The 18,822-nt window shown below is 52.3% G+C and carries 20 protein-coding genes and 1 tRNA gene; 13 read left to right on the forward strand and 8 right to left on the reverse strand.

Annotation, left to right across the window (positions count from 1 at the left end; genetic code table 11):
• Positions 1 to 259 precede the first annotated feature (259 nt).
• The 9 genes from G340_RS0113120 to G340_RS0113160 are packed head-to-tail and all read left to right on the forward strand — an operon-like array spanning position 260 to position 5,349.
• Complete coding sequence (locus G340_RS0113120) at positions 260 to 679, forward strand: DUF2634 domain-containing protein (protein WP_020074109.1); 420 nt, start codon at positions 260 to 262, stop codon at positions 677 to 679.
• Positions 672 to 1,721, forward strand: a complete 1,050-nt coding sequence (locus tag G340_RS0113125) for a baseplate J/gp47 family protein (RefSeq protein WP_020074110.1) — start codon at positions 672 to 674, stop codon at positions 1,719 to 1,721. Before G340_RS0113120 ends, G340_RS0113125 begins: the two co-directional genes overlap by 8 nt.
• On the forward strand, positions 1,718 to 2,266 hold the full coding sequence (locus G340_RS0113130) for a putative phage tail protein (protein WP_020074111.1): 549 nt from the start codon (positions 1,718 to 1,720) through the stop codon (positions 2,264 to 2,266). The genes G340_RS0113125 and G340_RS0113130 overlap by 4 nt, the downstream gene beginning before the upstream one ends.
• A 2-nt stretch (positions 2,267 to 2,268) precedes the next feature.
• Complete coding sequence (locus G340_RS17285) at positions 2,269 to 2,640, forward strand: hypothetical protein (protein ID WP_020074112.1); 372 nt, start codon at positions 2,269 to 2,271, stop codon at positions 2,638 to 2,640.
• Positions 2,640 to 3,476, forward strand: coding sequence for a DUF6273 domain-containing protein (locus tag G340_RS0113140; RefSeq protein ID WP_020074113.1), 837 nt, complete (start codon positions 2,640 to 2,642; stop codon positions 3,474 to 3,476). Before G340_RS17285 ends, G340_RS0113140 begins: the two co-directional genes overlap by 1 nt.
• 13 nt (positions 3,477 to 3,489) lie before the next feature.
• Positions 3,490 to 3,921 (forward strand): hypothetical protein, encoded by a 432-nt coding sequence (locus tag G340_RS0113145; RefSeq protein WP_020074114.1) that lies wholly within the window; start codon positions 3,490 to 3,492, stop codon positions 3,919 to 3,921.
• Positions 3,918 to 4,064, forward strand: coding sequence for a DUF433 domain-containing protein (locus G340_RS17555; protein WP_020074115.1), 147 nt, complete (start codon positions 3,918 to 3,920; stop codon positions 4,062 to 4,064). Before G340_RS0113145 ends, G340_RS17555 begins: the two co-directional genes overlap by 4 nt.
• Positions 4,057 to 4,893, forward strand: a complete 837-nt coding sequence (locus tag G340_RS16860; RefSeq protein WP_020074116.1) for an N-acetylmuramoyl-L-alanine amidase — start codon at positions 4,057 to 4,059, stop codon at positions 4,891 to 4,893. The genes G340_RS17555 and G340_RS16860 overlap by 8 nt, the downstream gene beginning before the upstream one ends.
• A gap of 12 nt (positions 4,894 to 4,905) precedes the next feature.
• The gene (locus G340_RS0113160; protein WP_020074117.1) at positions 4,906 to 5,349 is read left to right on the forward strand and encodes a phage holin family protein; all 444 of its coding nucleotides are present in this window, start codon (positions 4,906 to 4,908) and stop codon (positions 5,347 to 5,349) included.
• 47 nt (positions 5,350 to 5,396) lie between these two features.
• Here G340_RS0113160 and G340_RS0113165 read toward each other — a convergent pair whose 3' ends face one another.
• The 5 genes from G340_RS0113165 to thrS form a co-directional block, all read right to left on the reverse strand.
• Positions 5,397 to 6,002, reverse strand: coding sequence for a hypothetical protein (locus G340_RS0113165; RefSeq protein WP_020074118.1), 606 nt, complete (start codon positions 6,000 to 6,002; stop codon positions 5,397 to 5,399).
• A complete protein-coding gene (locus G340_RS18260) occupies positions 6,003 to 6,176 on the reverse strand; it encodes a hypothetical protein (RefSeq protein WP_177309671.1) in 174 nt (57 codons plus the stop codon).
• Positions 6,177 to 6,464: 288 nt separating this feature from the next.
• The gene (locus G340_RS16865) at positions 6,465 to 6,704 is read right to left on the reverse strand and encodes a hypothetical protein (protein ID WP_020074120.1); all 240 of its coding nucleotides are present in this window, start codon (positions 6,702 to 6,704) and stop codon (positions 6,465 to 6,467) included.
• A gap of 202 nt (positions 6,705 to 6,906) precedes the next feature.
• Positions 6,907 to 6,980, reverse strand: a tRNA-Gly gene (locus tag G340_RS0113180).
• A 370-nt stretch (positions 6,981 to 7,350) separates the two neighbouring features.
• Complete coding sequence (gene thrS / locus G340_RS0113185; RefSeq protein WP_020074121.1) at positions 7,351 to 9,288, reverse strand: threonine--tRNA ligase; 1,938 nt, start codon at positions 9,286 to 9,288, stop codon at positions 7,351 to 7,353.
• A gap of 617 nt (positions 9,289 to 9,905) precedes the next feature.
• Between thrS and rny the strand changes: the two genes are divergently transcribed.
• From rny to G340_RS0113205, 3 genes are all read left to right on the forward strand, one after another.
• Positions 9,906 to 11,441, forward strand: a complete 1,536-nt coding sequence (rny, locus tag G340_RS0113195) for a ribonuclease Y (protein WP_020074123.1) — start codon at positions 9,906 to 9,908, stop codon at positions 11,439 to 11,441.
• 214 nt (positions 11,442 to 11,655) lie between these two features.
• The gene (locus tag G340_RS0113200; RefSeq protein WP_020074124.1) at positions 11,656 to 12,447 is read left to right on the forward strand and encodes a TIGR00282 family metallophosphoesterase; all 792 of its coding nucleotides are present in this window, start codon (positions 11,656 to 11,658) and stop codon (positions 12,445 to 12,447) included.
• Positions 12,448 to 12,548: 101 nt separating this feature from the next.
• The gene (locus G340_RS0113205) at positions 12,549 to 12,809 is read left to right on the forward strand and encodes a stage V sporulation protein S (protein ID WP_027104007.1); all 261 of its coding nucleotides are present in this window, start codon (positions 12,549 to 12,551) and stop codon (positions 12,807 to 12,809) included.
• Positions 12,810 to 12,967: 158 nt separating this feature from the next.
• Here the strand turns inward: G340_RS0113205 and G340_RS0113210 are convergent, their stop codons facing one another.
• The 3 genes from G340_RS0113210 to G340_RS0113220 form a co-directional block, all read right to left on the reverse strand.
• Positions 12,968 to 13,966, reverse strand: coding sequence for a LacI family DNA-binding transcriptional regulator (locus G340_RS0113210; RefSeq protein ID WP_020074126.1), 999 nt, complete (start codon positions 13,964 to 13,966; stop codon positions 12,968 to 12,970).
• Between the two features lie 215 nt (positions 13,967 to 14,181).
• Positions 14,182 to 15,495, reverse strand: coding sequence for an Nramp family divalent metal transporter (locus G340_RS0113215; protein WP_020074127.1), 1,314 nt, complete (start codon positions 15,493 to 15,495; stop codon positions 14,182 to 14,184).
• 92 nt (positions 15,496 to 15,587) lie between these two features.
• The gene (locus G340_RS0113220) at positions 15,588 to 16,535 is read right to left on the reverse strand and encodes a dihydrodipicolinate synthase family protein (protein ID WP_020074128.1); all 948 of its coding nucleotides are present in this window, start codon (positions 16,533 to 16,535) and stop codon (positions 15,588 to 15,590) included.
• A 580-nt stretch (positions 16,536 to 17,115) separates the two neighbouring features.
• Between G340_RS0113220 and G340_RS0113225 the strand changes: the two genes are divergently transcribed.
• A complete protein-coding gene (locus tag G340_RS0113225; RefSeq protein WP_020074129.1) occupies positions 17,116 to 18,816 on the forward strand; it encodes a DAK2 domain-containing protein in 1,701 nt (566 codons plus the stop codon).
• Positions 18,817 to 18,822: the final 6 nt, after the last annotated feature.

Consider the following 18,822-nt stretch of genomic DNA (forward strand, 5'->3'; position numbering starts at 1 on the left):
TGTTTGCAAGGCAATCCGTACTCGAAATTGGTGCAGGCGCTCAGGGATGATCGGCGTATGAGTTTGCCGGCCGCATTTCGGGAGGGGAAGGTGATAAGCGCTAATCCGCTGCGAATGGAGGTAGCCGGGAACATCCAAGAAAAAGAGGATCTGATCGAAAGCCGGGGGCTGCCGATTTTAGAGGTTGGGGATCTTTGTTTGCTTGTCCCTCTGAATGATGAGCAGCAATACTGGATTGTATGTGTAAGGCGGTGAGCAAATGAGTTTATTTCCCATCATCCAGCCGCAGGCGGCGCCAGAGATTGACGTCAGTCTGCCAATGTACCGCGAAACTGCATGGGACTATCAAAAAAACGAACCGATCTGGGAAAACGGAGCCCCGGTGATCGTTGAGGGAAAAGCAGCCGTGCTTGTATGGGCGTGGAATGCTTTGCACACACCCCGGTATCGGTACGAAATTTATAGTTGGGATTTCGGGAACGAAGTGGATAACCTGACCGGGCAAAGCTTTTCAGACGACCTGAAGCGCTCGGAGGCCGCCAGATTCACGCGGGAATGTCTGCTGATAAATCCGTACATAACGGATGTCAAGGATCTGGCCATATCATTTGCGGGTGACGTACTGACAATCAGCGGCACGATTGTGACCGTATACGGGGAGGCGGAGCTGAATGTATGAGGGTATTACACCGGAAAGCATCAAAGCGGAAATTGTGGAAAGCCTTACAACGGATATCGATACCCGGGAGGGCAGCTATGTTGATACATTAATCGGTCCGGTATCACTGGAATTATGGAAAGTTTACACCGCTCTGAATGCCGTGCTGCCGATTGCCTTTATCGATGAAACGTCCGGGGAATACATTGATAAAAAGTGCGCGGAGGTTGGGATCACTCGTAAAAAGGGCACGAAAGCAAAGGTGACGCTGCGGTTTACCGGAACAGAAGGGGCAACGGTTCCGGCCGGCAGCGCGTTTTTGACGCTTGTCGGGCAGGAGTTCATAACGCTGTCAGCCGCGGTAGTTTCCGGCGGCGCCGCGGAAGTTGTTGCCGAAGCGGAGGAGATCGGCGCGGCCTACAATGTCGCGGCGGGGACCATTATCAATCAGTATAACAGCATCAGTGGGATTACCGCGGTAACCAATCCGACGGCCGCCGCCGGCGGGGCCGATGCGGAGAGCGACGCCAGTCTTGTGCGGCGCTATTATGCGTACCTGCAGACCCCAGCCACCAGCGGGAATGTACATCACTATGAACAATGGGCGCTGGAAACGTCCGGCGTAGGTGCGGTAAAGGTAACGCCGCTGCAAAACGGACCGGGAACCGTCGGCGTGCTGATTGTAGGGCCTGAGAAACAGCCGGTAGATAACGCAATCGTAACCGCCTGCGCAGCACATATCGAAGAAAACAGGCCGATCGGACCGGCCGTGACGGTGAGCAGCGCAGAGGGCTTGGAGATCGATGTTACGGCGACGGTGAGCATCAGTATCAGCACTACCGCGGCGCTGGTTCAGGCAGCCTTTTCGGCGGCGCTGGATACTTACCTCAAAAGTATCGCCTTTGTAAAGTACGAGCTGCTGTACAATCAGGTGTCCTATTTGCTGATGGGGATTGATGGTGTAGAGGATTTCGGCAGCCTGCAGATCAACGGCGCCGCGGAAAGTGTGACCATCGCCGCGAAACAGGTGCCAGTGCTCGGTACCGTGGAGGTAACAGTATGAGCCTGATTGATCTTGTGCCGTCTTACCACAAAAGCAGCAAGTACACGGCAGATATTTTGCAGGCGATGGACCGGCAAATCGAAAAGCTGCTGAATGCAAAGGATGATCTGCTGGCACAGCTCAATGTTAAGACGGCCACATGGGGGCTGGAACTGTGGGAAAAGGCTTTAGGTATCCAGATCGATGCAACAAAGCCATACCCGTTCCGCCGCAGCCGAATCGAAAGTAAGCTGCGGGCGCAGGGTATCACCACCAAGATCATGATCAAAAATGTCGCGGAAAGCTTTTCGAACGGTGTTGTTGACATCATAGAGCATCCGGAGCTGTACCTGTTTGATATTAAATTTATCGGTACGCTCGGCATACCGCCTAATATGGACGATCTAAGTGCGGCAATTGAAGAAATCAAACCGGCACATCTGGCGTACCGGTACATTTACACCTTTATCACATGGGATATGGCCGAAGCCTACGGATACTCATGGGATGAATGGGAAGCCAAGAATCTCACGTGGAACGAATTTGAGATTTACAGGGAGGGATAAACTTGCCAAGTGAAAACAAAACCCCGCATTATGGCCTGAATCAATGGCAGGGAAACGAATACCCAAAGCGAGAGGATTTTAATCAAGATAACGCTCTGATGGATGCTGTACTTGCTGCCCATGAGACAGATACCACCGCCCACATGACCCAAGCCCAAAAAGATCAACTCGCTGCCGCCGTGCAGTCCGCGACCATCGGTGGGGTGGGGGTGATTAAAAGCGGCACAACGTTACAGTTGCCCGCATACCCGAACGCCCTGCCCGCCAACGGCGGTACTGCGGCAAACACCACTTCTGTCGCCGGGGCTATGACGGTGTCCACCGCTGCACCTACATCTACCTTGGACGCCGGTAAGTTGTGGGGGGTGTACTAATGCCGGAACTCTGGACGTCATCTGGCGGCGTGAACCGCAAGCTCAAAGAGCTATACACTCCATCTGGCGGAGTCAACCGGAAATTGAAAGAATTGTATGCAGTCAGCGGCGGCGTGAACCGGAAGATTTTTAGCGGGAGCATTCCGGCTACGGAATTACCAGTAGGTACTACCGTTAAATTACTTGAAAACGGCGCTCTTTCAAAGTATAAGATCGTACATCAGGGCTTGCCGTCCTCTCAGTATGCGGCATCTTGCAACGGAACGTGGGTCATGAAATTAGAGCAATATACGGGGTCTGTGTTATTTGGAAATAGAAATACGGTCTACTCTACATCCATTATAGCCACCACATTAAAAAGCTTTACCACAAGATTTGCAAGCGATGTTCGAGCATTTATCAAAACTGTAAAGATACCATACAGTGATAATTATATGACTAGTACCGGTCTAAATCGCGTCTGGTGGGGAGATGATGGCTATTCATGCGACTGTTTTGCTCCATCTTTCATTGAGGTGGGCGGCGATAGCAGTATGGGCTTAAATGTAGCTGCTGATGGTGCGAAGCTTGCTTATTTTCAAGCGGGATCATCAAGTTTTGCGAATGCGTTACGTAGTACTTTTTCCGACGGCTCCGCTTACTGGCTGCGCTCTGTATTTGTTGACGCGGGAGAAGAAGATTGGACGTTCTCCCCCTTGTGCGTTGATACAATCGGAAATATAGCTTACGTCCGCAACCAGACCAGACAAATAAGACCCGTAATGATACTGTCCTCTGATGCGAAATTTTCAGGCACCCCGGACATCGAGGGAGCTTATATTTTGGATACAAATTAAGGAGGTTGATAAAATGTCACAGCAAATCATTTTCGCGGACGGCACCACGATTGATGTCGCCGTCATCAAGGGCCAGACCACCTACCACCAGGGCACGCAGCGGGACAGCCTCGAGATACAGATTACAAAGGGCACGATCTCCTTTGACGATCTGGACGCTCTGACCACCGACAGCGCCAAGACTGACCGTCTGACAATTATTACGCAGGACGGTGACCAGCAGACGCAGGCCGTATACAATCACTATGTTATTCGCGCTGCGCTGGCGCTCAAATCCGTAGAGATACCGGCCACGGAAGATACGGCGGCAGTCACAGAGGACAGGCTTTGCGTCACGCTGGCGCAGCTCACTTATGCGGAGACGCAGCAGGCGGAGCAGGCGGCTGCAATTGCTGATATGCAGGCCGCCATTACCGCATTGGCGTTTGGGGGTGCAGCCGAATGAGTATCTTACTTAAAATTGCCTGCCAAGTAATTGCCCGCAGGAGAGCAAGCGGAGAGGCTTTCGAGGATATAATTAAGGACTACCCGCGCATGACGGCGGCGCAGGTGGTCGAAGTGAAAAAGGAGCTGAATATCAATGCCTAAAATCTGGATTGACGCCGGTCACGGTGGAGCACAGCCTGGGGCCGTCGCCCTCGGCCACGCAGAAAAAGACTTAACCCTGCAGATCGCCGCCCTGCTCGGCGTGAAATTGACCCGCTGCGGTTTTTCTGTGGCGCAAACCCGGACAACCGATATTGACGTAGATTTAGATACCAGGGGCCCAAAAGCCAACGATTGGGGCGCTGATTATTTTGTATCCGTCCATCTCAACGCAGGCGGTGGGCACGGCGCGGAAACCTGGTGCAGTATCACGGGCGGCAAAAGCAAGGCGCTTGCACAGTGCATCCAGGCTGAGCTGGTGGGTCTGGGGTATGTCGACCGTGGCGTAAAGACACGCAAGGGCGACGACGGGCGCGATTACCTGGCCGTGATCCGGCAGACCAATATGCCCGCCGTGCTGGCCGAGGTTGGATTTATCGACAGCACCGAGGATATGGCCCGTTTTGATGCCGCAAAGGCAGCGCAGGCCATTGCCCGGGGCATCTGCAAGCACACCGGCACCGCGTACAAGCAGGCGGCCACGGCCCCTACATTTACCTCTCCGCCCATCGCTGGCCTGACGCTGGACACCAGCAGCAAAGACATGGTGGCCGGGGAAAAATACACCGTGCTGGCAAAATGCAAGGACAAGCCCGCCGTTACCACCACCGGACGCGACGTGATTGCCGTATCGGAACCGCGGCTTGACCCGAAAGGCCGCGGCTGGTTGATCGACGTGCAGGGACTGCCGCTGGAGCCGGTGGTGAGGCATGGACATATCACTGTAAGTGCTGCCGGGCAGACTGTGCAGTGCAATTTTAACGTAACTTGAGGAGGAAAACTAATGGCTTTATCTGCAAAATCTATGTACATTTCGGTGCTGACCGTCTTTTCCGCAGCCGGTGCTGCTGTTTTGTCAGCCCTGGGCGGCTGGGATACCAGCTTACAGTTTTTGATCGGCATCATGGCCGTAGATTACCTGCTGGGCATCCTGATCGCTCTGGTATGGCACAAATCCCAAAAGACTCCAGACGGCACATTCGAGAGTAACGCCTCGCTGAAAGGCCTGCTTCGCAAATTCAGTGTGTTGCTGATCGTTTATGTCGCGGTGCAGCTTGATACCGTAGCCAATACCGGCGGGTACCTGCGCACTGCGGTGATTTTGTTTTTTATCGCAAATGAGGGATTTTCTGTGATCGAAAACCTCGGAATCATGGGTGTGCCGATGCCTCCGGCAGTTAAAAACGCATTTGCGGCGATCAAGAGCAAAGCGGATAAAACTGAATAGATATGACAAATCCCGCCCTGTGTAAAATGCAGGACGGGATTTTTTGTTTACAGGTACTTTAACATTTGAATTAGATATTGACCTTTCATTACCTCTGTCTCGTCTCGATCTAATGGTCGTCTTCCAAAATTCACAAACCCATTCTTGTTGTAAAAGTCTAGCAGTTTAGGAGAGTCTTCGCACTCTAAATATACAATTTTGCCTCCAATAAGTTCCTGCGCCATTGCAACTCTTTCACATGCTAATCTGAGTAGCTCGTCTCCAGTTATTAATTTATTATATTCATTAGTAAAATTTTTCCCAAGTTGGGCAATAAGCGGAGCTGCAATTAAGTAAGCTCGCAATTCGCTGTCGTATGTAGCAAATTTATTGATTCTTTTTCTCATTGTTTTGCTTACGGCCAATTTATCAATATTAAGGCTTTTAATATTAGTGGTATAATAAGCTATGAGAGCCAATTCTTTTTTATACGAAGTAAAAATCAAATATGTAGGTGCGATCTTTTGCTTTGCAAATTCAATTCCAGTATGCTTTAAATAGTGCTCAACGTCAATATTATGTGGGCACGAAAAATTGGAGAGAATAGCTTTTGTACTATCCTCTCCAATTTGTTCAATTAAGTCTATTAAAGAAACTTGTACGTAACCGTCCATTTATCTCGCTCCAAATACTTCCTTGATTTGATCGCCCTTTAAATCCTGTACTTTCCTAGAAACGTGAACTTCAATGCTGTGTTTGCCTTTGGCACTTTCAAGGGCATTAATCAACTGACTGGCTAAGCGTTTATCACGAATGCGGACGGTTTTACATATACTCTTTGTCGCCATAGAAATCATCCTTTCTAACGCTTACCGTATAACAAAGCAAAGATATAAATTAAAATAGACAAATCTATACCCAGCACAAAGTATGCTCATCTGTAACTTCATTATACACTAAACAACTCTAAAATCAACACCAAAATCTACCAAATTCTTTTAAAATCGTTATCCATTCATACTATATGCACAATATATAGAAACCTTTCCAATAATCATCTTCTTAGTAATCTATATTTAGAATTAAAAAAGTTAAATCTTTCCCTCTTCAAACCAAGCTCCGTAAAATCTCTTCTTTTATTTTCTCACAACTTCTATTTTCTCGGTAAGCCACTCAACCATAGCAGACCGACCGATGTCGCTTAGCTCAAATTCTGCACGCTCTAAAATCTCTGCCTTTTCATAACAGTTCGGTTCCAACCATATTTCCACGGCCAGATTATCGTCCTCAGGACCTATTTTGTAACGTGTCCCTTTTGCACTGCCTTTGTAAACGCCGCCGTTCTGAAAATACAGCAGCCCCGGTAAATCTAACATTTTATCACCCCGAGTGATTATACATCCCCAAGAGATTAAATGTAAAACCTCTTCGCCGAGGGTAAGGATTCATTTTTGACTTGCATCTTGACTTGCATTTTTTTCATTTTATAGGCTTTTTAGTCATGTTTAAGCATGAAAAACGATAAAATAAAACCGCATCAAACTGCCTACAAATGGCGGTGTGATGCGGTTTTTCATTTGGAGCGGATGATGGGAATCGAACCCACACGGTCAGCTTGGGAAGCTGAAGTTCTGCCACTAAACTACATCCGCAAATTCTGATTTAATTGATCTTGCAACTCTTGAATTTTATCATATTCCCATATTGATTTCAAGGTGTTTTTTGAAAATATTCATCCCTTTTTGCTTTACTTGACATAATGTTTTTAAGAAAACGAAGGATATCCTTTTTATTCCACACTTTCCACAGAGTTTTCCACAAACAAGCGTGGACAACATGGGGGATCAGGGTCTTTTGCTCCGTTTTCCCCATCTATTATTCACATGAAAGGTGGAAAGCTGCATTGTTTATTGGTTTACATAATTTTATAAGCGTGCAATAAAAAAGGAAGCCCGGCGGGAATTCTGCCGGGCTTCCTCGAAATATCAAGGAAATAAATGGCAAATTATGCCAATGAACAGATTATTTCGCCTTGCTGCGAACCTCTTCCACCGCTTTTGCGATGAAATCCGACAAAGGCATGGTGCCGATGTCGCCGTCGCGGCGGCTGCGAACAGCCACAACGCCGTTTTCCACTTCCTTGTCCCCAATGACAAGCATATAGGGAATCTTTTCGAGCTGCGCTTCGCGGATCTTATAGCCGATCTTCTCGCTGCGGTGGTCACAGGTGACCTCGAGTCCGGCCTCTTCGAGCCGGCGCTTGATCTCGTCGGCCTGGTCGTGCAGGCGCTCGCTGATCGGCAGAACACGAACCTGCTCGGGCATCAGCCACATGGGCAGCGCGCCGGCGTACTTTTCAATCAGCAGGGCCAAGGTGCGCTCGTAGCAGCCGAGAGAAGTGCGGTGGATGATATAAGGGTTCTTCTTCACACCGTCCTTATCCACAAATTCCATACCGAATTTCTCGGCCAGCATCTGATCAATCTGAATGGTGATGAGAGTATCTTCCTTGCCGTGCACGTTGCGGATCTGAATGTCGAGCTTCGGGCCGTAGAACGCGGCCTCGCCGACACCAATGGAATAGTTCAGGCCCAGATGGTTCAGAATGCGCTCCATCACGCCCTGGGCTTCGTCCCACTGCTCCTGTGTGCCGATGTATTTCACGCGGTCGTTCGGGTCCCACTGCGAAAAGCGGTAGCTGACGTCCTCGTCCAGTCCGAGGGTTTTCAGCATAAAGTTGGCGAGCTCCACGCAGCCTCTGAATTCATCCTCGAGCTGTTCGGGGGTGCAGATCAGGTGACCTTCCGAGATCGTGAACTGGCGCACGCGGATCAGGCCGTGCATCTCGCCGGAATCCTCGTTGCGGAACAGGGTAGAGGTTTCACCCAGGCGCATCGGCAGGTCGCGATAGGAGCGCTGGCGGTTCAGGAATACCTGATACTGGAACGGGCAGGTCATCGGGCGCAGGGCAAATACTTCTTTGTCCTTCGATTCGTCGCCCATCACGAACATGCCTTCACGGTAGTGATCCCAGTGGCCAGAGATCTTATACAGGTCGCTCTTTGCCATCAGCGGGGTTTTGGTGAGCAGATAGCCGCGCTTTTTCTCGGTGTCCTCCACAAAGCGCTGGAGGGTTTGCAGCACGCGCGCCCCCTTCGGCAGCATGATCGGCAGGCCCTGGCCGATATAATCGACGGTGGTAAAGTATTCGAGCTGGCGGCCCAGCACATTATGGTCGCGCTTTTTCGCTTCCTCCACCTTGGCAAGATATTCCTCCAGCTCCGCTGCCTTGGGGAACGAGATGCCGTACACGCGCTGCAGCGCCTTGTTCTTGGAATCGCCGCGCCAGTAGGCGGAGGTTGCGGCAGTCAGTTTTACTGCCTTGATGCCGCCGGTGGAAAGCAGGTGCGGGCCCGCGCACAGATCGACGAATTCCCCCTGACGGTAGAACGAGATGTCCTCGCCCTTGCCCGCATGCTCCTCGATTAGCTCCACCTTGTAGGGCTGCTCCTGTTCCTCCATCAGCTTCTTTGCTTCGGCGGGGGAGAGCAGGAACCGCTCGATCGGCAGATTTTCTTTGATGATCTTCTTCATCTCCGCCTCAATTTTCGGCAGATCCTCGGGGGTTAGGGTGCGGGGCAGGTCAAAGTCATAGTAAAAGCCGCGCTCGATGGAAGGGCCGATGGCAAATTTCGCGTCGGGGAACAGGCGTTTCACGGCCTGCGCCATAATGTGAGAGGTGGTGTGCCAGTAAGCCTGCTTGCCCTCCTCCTGCGCAAAGGTCAGAATTTCGACGGAACAGTCCTCGGCAAGAGGGGTGCGCAGGTCGACGACTCTGCCGTCCACGCGCCCGGCGCAGGCGGCCTTGTAAAGGCCTGCGCCAAGAGATTTCGCCACTTCCGCGACGGTGATCCCGGAATCGTATTCTCTGACATCGTCTTTCAGTGCTATTTTAATCATGATGCTTCCTCCTGAATCTGTTCATTGTTGTTGGGGATCGAATTCATCCGCGAAAGGCCGCTGAATTCTTTCTCCGGCGGTAACGTCCATTTTGCGCGTTGGATATAAAAAAAGCCCCGCCCCAAATTCCTGGGGCGAGACTTGTAATCCCGCGGTTCCACCCGGTTCGGCAAGCCAAGTGGCTTTGCCCTCCTTGCGGCCGATAACGGTGCCTGCCGTCGCACCTTAAACCGGGGAACGGTTATTCGGCGCACGCTCCAAGACGGTAATCCAAATTCCCTTTGCCGCACCCGCTTTCAGCCGACGACGGGCGCTCTCTGCTGCAAAGCACTGAATCGGATCTTCTTATCAACGCTTTTCTGTATTCTGACTCCATACTACCACCCGGCGGCGGCCTTGTCAAGGGAACCGCTTCGTGATATTTCACGATTTTGTCCGGCTCCCGCATCAATTTTCTTGACAGAGGGGCAGTAAAAGTAATACAATTAGAAATAAGATGCGCCTGACGGCACATCTATGGGATTGACGCACCCAGTCTAAATAATTTAAACAAAAAAATATGAAAAAATTCACAGCAAGGAGGTGTCCGTAATTTGAGTGTTCCCCTATGGTTATGTTTGATAATAGCGCTCGGCTGCGCTGTTATTTTTGGAATAGTTGCTTTTTTCGCAGGGATAGGCCATAGAAAGAAAGTCGCGGAATCCGTGATCGGTTCGGCCGAGCAGGAGGCCAAGCGCATCGTCAGCGATGCCATCAAAGCGGCTGAAGCGAAGAAAAAGGAAACGATTCTTGAGGGTAAAGACGAGATTCACAGGCAAAGAACGGAATCGGAAAGAGAACTGAACGAACGCAGAAAAGAAGTCCAGCGGCAGGAACGCAGAATTCAGCAGAAGGAAGAAACCTTGGACAAAAAGCTGGAAGGGCTTGAGTCGAAGGAGAACGCGATCAACGCCAAGAACAAAAAAGCGGATGAAAGGCTTGCCGAAGCGGAGGCTGTTAAGAAGAGCCAGTTTGATATGCTGGAGCGCATTTCCGGCTTCACCGTAGAGCAGGCCAAGGAATATATGCTGAAAAGCCTTGAGGACAAGTTGACGCACGAAAAGGCTGTTAAAATACGCGAGTTTGAGCAGCAGGCCAGAGAAGAAGCGGAAAATAACGCCCGCGAGATCATCTCGCTGGCGATTCAGCGCTGTGCCGCCGACCATGTGGCGGAGGCAACCATTTCTGTGGTGCCGCTGCCCAACGACGATATGAAGGGCCGCATCATCGGCCGGGAGGGACGCAATATCCGCGCCATTGAAACGATGACCGGTGTGGACCTGATTATCGACGACACGCCGGAGGCGATCACGCTTTCCTGCTTTGAGCCGGTGCGCCGCGAGGTTGCCCGCATCGCTTTGGAACGCCTGATTTCCGACGGCCGGATTCATCCTGCCCGCATTGAAGAAACCATTGAAAAAGCCCGCCGCGAGGTGGATGCCACCATTAAGCAGGAGGGTGAACGCGCCGTCATCGAAGCCGGCGTGAACGGAATCCATCCCGAACTGATCAAGCTGCTGGGACGGCTGCGTTACCGCACCAGCTACGGTCAGAACGTGCTGAACCACTCTCTTGAGGTGGCGTATCTCTGCGGCATTATGGCGTCGGAGCTGGGGCTCGACCCCACGCTGGCGCGCAGAGCCGGTTTGCTGCACGACATCGGCAAGGCGCTCGACCACGAAATCGAGGGCTCGCATGTTGATATTGGCGTAGACGTAGCGAGAAAGTATAAAGAAAGCGAAGCGGTTGTCCACGCGATTCAGGCCCACCACGGCGATGTGGAGGCCAAAACCATCATCGCCTGCCTGGTACAGGCAGCCGACGCGATTTCCGCAGCGCGCCCCGGCGCCCGCCGCGAAAATCTGGAAAACTACATCAAGAGGCTCGAAAAGCTGGAATCCGTGGCCTCCTCCTTCAACGGGGTGGAGCGCTGCTATGCGATTCAGGCCGGTCGGGAGATTCGCATTATGGTAAAGCCCGAAGTGGTCAACGACGACCGCATGGTGCTGCTGGCCCGCGAGATCTGCGACAAGATCGAGCAGGACCTGGAGTACCCCGGGCAGATCAAGGTCAATATTATCCGCGAAAGCCGGGCGATCGAGTACGCGAAGTAACCGGCCCGCGGCCTGAGGAGAGGGAACAGCTTTGTTTCCTCTCTTTTTTTGATATGCGGCGGGATTTTCTTTGCCGCCCCTTGTGTTGTTTTCTGCGGATGGTGTAGAATAAAGAGAAAGACTCCCTTTTTTATACATTCCGCCCGACGGTTCGTTCTGCGGGCCTGCAAACGGCGGACGCCATACTTTTCAACAGATAGAAAGAGTGAAACGAATGAATATTCTGGCAATCGGAGACGTTGTGGGCAGCATTGGCTGCCGTTTCCTGCGCGAGCAGCTGCCCCGTCTGAAAAAGGAAAGGCAGATCGATCTGGTCGTTGTCAACGGTGAAAACTCCGCGGACGGCAACGGCATCACCCCTGCTTCGGCGGAATTTTTGTTTTCCAGCGGGGTGGATGTGATCACGACCGGCAATCACAGCTTTCGCCGCAAAGAGAGCTATGAGCTGTACGACCAGTGCGAAACCCTGCTGCGCCCTGCGAATTTTCCCAGCGGCGTGCCCGGGCGCGGCGTGTGCGTGGTAGACCTTGGCCGCGTGCAGGTAGCGGTGATCAACCTGATGGGCACCTCCTATATGGAGAGCCTCGACTGCCCCTTTGCGGCCATGGATCGGATTCTCAGCGACCCGGAGCTACCGCTGATACGCCTGGTGGATTTTCACGCGGAGGCCACTGGGGAAAAGGGCGCGATGGGGTATTTTCTGGATGGCCGGGTGACCGCGGTATACGGCACGCACACGCATGTGCAAACGGCCGACGAGCAGCTTCTGCCCAAGGGAACCGCGTTTCTTTCCGACCTCGGTATGACGGGCCCGATCCGTTCCGTGCTCGGCGTAAAGCCCGAGCTTGTGATCCAAAAGCTGCGCACCCACATGCCGGTTCGCTTCGACTTGGCCGACGGCCCCTGTCGAATGGAGGGCGCAATTTTTTCTGTAGATGTTCGGAAAGGAAACGCAATTTCTGTTGAAAGGGTACAAATCAAGACATATTCTACAAATATTGAATAGTTCTACAATTTTTTATGATTTATTTTGACAAAAAATCTCTTGCCAAATATTATTTTTTGTTTTATGATAGAGATGTAACTTAGAGGCGGGAGGTTCTGAAAATGGAAGTATTAAAAGTATCATCAAAATCTTCACCCAATTCCGTAGCTGGGGCTATTGCAGGTGTCGTTCGAGAAAGCGGTGCTGTGGAGGTGCAGGCGGTAGGGGCCGGAGCCTCCAATCAGGCGATTAAGGCAATTGCGATTGCACGCGGCTATCTTGCGCCGTCCGGGATCGATATTGTATGTATCCCCGCCTTTGCCAGCATCAGCATCGACGGCGACGAACGAACCGCAATAAAGCTGATTGTAGAGCCGCGGTAACGGCTTTGCCGCCCAACCGTTCGGCGGCGCAGAAAGTTGACCAAAACATAGAAGCGGATTCGGGCTTCGGTTTGATCCGGCCCGGTTATCTTCCGCTTTGGAAATGCCACAGGAGGCTTCTGCCGCCCTGTGGCATTTCTTTTGTTTCCCCAAGATTTTCAGGTGGTTTCTCGCAGTACCAGAAAGGTTTTAAATACAACATGCTGTACGGGAGGTTTTTCTTTTTGCGAAGCCTCGATTTCTTCCACAATGATCTGAGCTACTTTTTTTCCGATATCGTTGGAGGGCATCTCCACTGATGTCATCGAGGTTTCCAGCATTCCGCCGATGGAGTGCCCTGTCAGGCTAATCACTTTTACCTGGCCGGGAACCGAAATGTGATTTTGTTTCAGTGCACGGAGGGCACCGATTCCCTGCATATCCACGGCGGTGATGATCGCGTCCAGCCCGGGGGTGCCGTTCAGCAGCGTGCTCGCTCCCTTGTATCCGTCTGCATAATGGTCGCAGCCAAAGGACTGCGAGTTGAAAATATGCTGTGAAATGCCATATTCCGCGGTTGCCTTTTGGTAGCCGCGGCAGCGCTCGCGGTATGGGGTTATATCCAGATTTCCGTTGATCAGGCCAATTTTCCGGCACCCTTTTGTTACCAAGTATTGCACACTAGTATACGCCGAGGAAAAATAATCGGCTACCACGCTGGAAAAACATGGCTCCTGCGCCCGAACCAGCTGTACAACCGAAATGCCGCTGCACTGAATGTCCCGCAGCAATCTGCCGTTTTTCCCGGTAGAAGCGATGATGATTCCATCCACAAAACCGTTTCGCAGGCGCGAGAGGCATTCTTCCTCCTGTGCGGGGTTGTTCTCCGTGCTGCATACCATCACGCCGTACCCCATTTTTCGCGCCTCTGATTCAATGCTCTGGGCGATTTCACCGAAAATTGTCAGCTTTAGGCTGGGAATCACCAGGCCGATGGTATTCCGCTTTCCCTGGCGTAACCCCTTGGCCAGAAGATTCGGCTGGTAGCTCAGTTGCTTTACCGCTTCAAATATTTTGGCCTTGGTATCGGGATGAACGTAAGAAGCATTATTCAAGGCTCTTGATACGGTGCTTACATCCACGCAGGCCAGTTTTGCCACATCTTTGAGTGTCGCCATGATATCCCTCCGTTACAGTACACAAGGAAAATGAGAAAAACGGATCTACAATCGATTGTACTTTTCATTCTGTCTAAACTGTATCATTTTTTTCAGAAAGATCAATTGTGTGACATAAAAAACGGACTAACCCCCAGACGCAGCCGCGGCACGCCTGGGGGTGGTTTTATTGGGGGAGCGGATCGGCGGCCCGCAGCAGGCCAGAAACACGGATGTCAGAAGAGCGCGGCAATTGAGGATACGAATCTGGTGAGCACCGTACCCAGCGTGGAAAGAGTCAGAATCAGGCAGAACAAGTAGCTGATCAGCATACATACCCGCAGAATTTTTGGCTTCTTTACTCCCTGGTTCACATCCTTGCGCCAGATCATGGCGCAGATGAATCCGCCGGCCACGGGAGTGGCAATCGCACTGGCTACATTGGCCAGGTAAATCAGTTGAACGGGGGATTTGCCGTAAGTAAAACAAATCAATGCGGCGATCGCAATCACGATCATGGCGTTGCGCTTAATACTTTTGTCCTCCAAGGAGGTGGGCTGGTTAAAGCCCGCGTTGAGCAGAACCACGGTTCTGTGCGTGTTGCCCAAAAGCGCCGAAAACGCTGCGGCCAGCAGGGCCACGCCCATGACCACGTTTGCGGATTTTCCCATCAGGGGAATCAGCATATCCGCAAGCTGAACAGCGCTTGTGATCTTTGTTCCGTTGGGGTGCAGAACAATTGCGCCCACCAGCATAATCGCGCCGCTGATCAGAACCACGCCGATGCTCTGTGCGATTGCGTCAATGAGCACGGTTCCGTTGAACAGGTCTTCTTTCTTCCATTTCTTTTCCTGCCCCAGATAAGTGCCGTAAATACCGGCGTTAATGGACGCGCTGGTACTGATAAAAGCGAGAGCGGTGGCAAAGCTGCCGGCCGGAAAGCTCCAGTGGGTCAGGCCGTTTATCATCAGCCCGGGGTCCGGCCCGCCGGCGATTCCCAGCGTGGTGCAATATGCAACCAGCATACCAATGATGCAGATGCCAATGATCTTTTCCACGCGGTTGTAAACGCCCTTTGAAAAGTAGCAATAAACCAGTGCGGCGATCAGCATGGTGGCGCCGATCTTCCAGTTAATGCCGAAAATCAGGTTCATACCGGCGCCGCAGCCCGAGATGTTACCAATCGTAAAGAACATGCACGATAGAAAGGACGCGATACCGACGAATTTGGCAGCGCCGGAACCGTAGTAGTGGCGAATGGCGTGAAAGGTGGGCATGCCCGTCAAAAGGGAGATGCGGTGGGTGGTGAGCAAAAAGCTGATTCCCATAAACATAATGGGAAAAAACAGCCAGACCAGAGTATAGCCGAATTCTGAACCGATCATAGACGCCGTTGTGATGGAACCTGGGCCAACCGCTATGCCTGTTAGAATAATGCTGGGGCCAACTCTCTTTAGGAGTTCTCGAATAGGAAGGCGCTGAATTTTTTCTGCGTCAAAGACTTCTTCCTGCTGTGCGCTTTGTGCACCGATTTCAGCTGTGTCATTCATTTAATCGCCTCCAAATGGCCTAGTGTTGGGTCTCATCATTGTCCCTGTATTTGTGCATGAGAAAGCCCGATTATTCAGGTGTTCCGCAATTGTTACAGAGCTGCTTTTCCGGCGGTGCTTTTCTTCAGGCCAAGCGCAATCGTCTGCTTTTCTTCGTCGCTCAGAGGAAGAACCGGCAGACGCATCAGCGCGGAGGAGAAAATGCCTCTCTGCACAAGCGCTTCTTTCATGCGAGCGTGCGCTTCGCCGGAGGGTTGGCCGATTCCATAAATTGCCTGAGAGATCGGGTAGATCAGATCATCATATTTGCGGATGCTTTTGAAATCGCCCGCTTTCATCGCTTTCCAAGCCTCGGTAATCAGCTCGGGGATGCATCCGGCAAAGCCGATCAGGGCTCCGTCCAAACCGGGGAACATGGAGGTCAGCAGCGTTTCATCATGGCAGGTGATCAAAGACACCTGAGGAGCCTTTTCACGCAGCACGCGAATATCGTGCTCGTACAGAGGGGTTACGCGAGTGCCCATTTTGATTGCCTTGACATGCCCGATTTCATTGGACATTTTCACAAGGGTCTCCACGGGGTAGAATGCCTTGGTGGTAGCGGGGTAGAGATGTACGATGATGTCGATATCGGCGCCCTCGGCCACATCTTTTACATAGCGGAAGGGTGCGTCGGGGTGCATGCCAAATCGCAGCCACATGTGAGGGGGCATCAGCAGAATTCCGTCTGCGCCGGCCTGCTTTGCTTCCTTTGCCATTTCAATGGATTCCGCGGTGTTCTCGCAGTTGATGCCGGAAATGATCATCACCTGTTCGCCCACCTCGTCTGCGACAATCTCCACCACTCTTTTCCGCTCGGCCCGGCTCAGGGAAGTGATTTCACCGGTGTGACCGTTGCATACCAATCCTCCGATTTCATCGAAGGAGGCCAGCCAGCGAACATACCTTCTCAGTTCGGGTTCGTTAATGCTGTAATCGTCATGCAGCGGAATGCAGATTGCGGGGAAAATGGTTTTCCAATTGATGATTTTCTTTTTCATGTGGTGTTCTCCTTATTCAAATCAAAATTGTCGGCAATTGTCGCATACTGCGCATATATACGACAGTTGTGCTTTTATCCTGTTTCTGCAAAATGACGGAATACAATCGATTGTGGATTGCAGAAGCAATCACTGAGGAATGATTTATTTATAGCACCAACTCATTTTCGTTGTCAATAAAACCAATACATTCTGCAATTTGTTGCATATTTTAGTAAAATTACCTTGATTCGATAATGAGCAAATGGAGGAAAAGGTAAAAAAATGTTGTTTGAGGGCTTCCTTTTCGGCTTTCACCTGTGAACCCGTGTCCGCGTGGCGTACGGATTTTCGGCTTATGGAGCGGCGGCGTGCTTTTTCGCCGTCCCTGCGCGCCTTCAGGGAATAAATGGATTGAATCCGGGTCAACAATATGTTATAATAACCTCACGGCACAAGCCAAAGAGAAGTTACCCTGCGGACCGCACAGGCGGGCGCCGCAGTTTTCCATTTTACAAGAGTTTTAAATTTTCGGAGCTGCTGTGCCTTTTCGGCAGTTTCCCTTTTTACAAATTTTCAATTGAAGAGGAGATGCGACACATTGATCAATGGAGCTGAATTAAAGCGCGCCATCTTGTCCGGTGCCAACCATATTGTCAGGAACAAGGCTCTGGTAGATGGGTTGAATATTTTCCCCGTTCCTGATGGGGATACCGGCACCAATATGTCTATGACGATTTCAGCGGCGGCCAGAGAGCTGGAAAAGTCGGATGAAGCCCCGGGGATCGGCGCCGTTGCCCATACGGTCGCTTCTGCCATGCTGCGGGGCGCGCGCGGAAATTCCGGCGTGATCCTCTCGCTGCTGTTCCGCGGCTTTTCCAAAGGGCTTGAGGGTCTGGAGCAGGCGACGGGTGCCGATCTGTGCAAGGCGCTCGGCCTTGGCGTGGATGCCGCCTACAAGGCGGTGATGAAGCCCACCGAAGGAACGATTCTGACGGTGTCGCGCGTGGCGTTTGAAAAGGGACAGGCTGCCGCCGAGCTGGATGACGACGCCGTGAGCGTATGGTCCGCGATTTGCAAGGGGGCCAACGAAGCGCTGGAAACAACGCCCGAGCTGCTGCCCGTGCTGAAGAAGGCCGGCGTTGTGGATGCCGGGGGAAAGGGGCTGTGCCTGATTTTTGAGGGAATGCTTTCCGTCTTTCAGGACGGCGTGATTCTGGACAGCGAGCAGAATGCGCCCGGCACCGGCACGGGGGCCGCGGGTGTTCAGAGCGCGGCGGAGGAATTCCACCGCAACGTGGCCGCAGAGTTTGACCAGGAGATTACGTTTACCTATTGCACCGAGTTCATTGTGGGCCGCGATCCCGGGATTGAAACCGATCCGCAGACGGATCTGCGCCCGTTCCTTGAGGGGATCGGCGACTGCGTCGTGGTGGTGGATGACGAAGAGATCATCAAGGTGCACGTGCATACCGAAAATCCCGGCAACGCGCTGCAAAAGGCGCTGGAATACGGCCAGCTGCTGACGGTTAAAATCGAGAACATGAAGGAGCAGCACCGTATCGCCGCTGAAAATAACAAGGCGGCCCCGGCTCCTGTGGAAGAGCGCCCTGCGGTGCCGGAAGTTGCGGCGCCCGAGGAAGAGATCGGCTTTGTGGCGGTCGCTGCCGGCGACGGCCTGCGTTCGCTGTTTATGGATCTCGGCTGTTCGCAGGTGGTGAGCGGCGGCCAGACCATGAACCCCAGCACGCAGGATATTATGGCTGCCGTGCTGGCCACTCCGGCCAAGACCGTCATGGTGCTGCCGAATAATAAAAACATCGTGATGGCGGCGGAGCAGACGATTCCGCTCGTCAAAGACCGCAAGGTGGTCGTTCTGCCCACCCGTACCATCCCGCAGGGCCTTTCCGCCATGCTGGCGTATGACCCCGAGGTGTCTGTTGAGCGCAGCACGGTCATCATGATGGAGGCCGCCGGCTCGGTTGCGACCGGTCAGGTCACCTTTGCCGCCCGCGATTCCGAATTCGGCGGGCACCGCATCAAGGAGGGCGACATCCTCGGCCTGAAAAACGGCAAGCTCGATATGATCGAGAAGGATCCGGTGCATACCGTTGTGAAGCTGACCCGTTCCATGATCAGCCGCACCACCTCGTTCGTCACGCTGATCTACGGCAAGGATATCACCGAAAGCCAGGCCAAGGACGCGTATAACCGCATTAAGTCCAAAATCAGCGGCGACGTAGAGGTTACGCTGGTAGACGGCGGCCAGCCGGTGTATTACTTTATCGTTTCCGTGGAATAACTTCCG

Origin of the sequence: Faecalispora sporosphaeroides DSM 1294, assembly GCA_000383295.1 — a bacterium.
Lineage (GTDB): Bacteria > Bacillota > Clostridia > Oscillospirales > Acutalibacteraceae > Faecalispora > Faecalispora sporosphaeroides.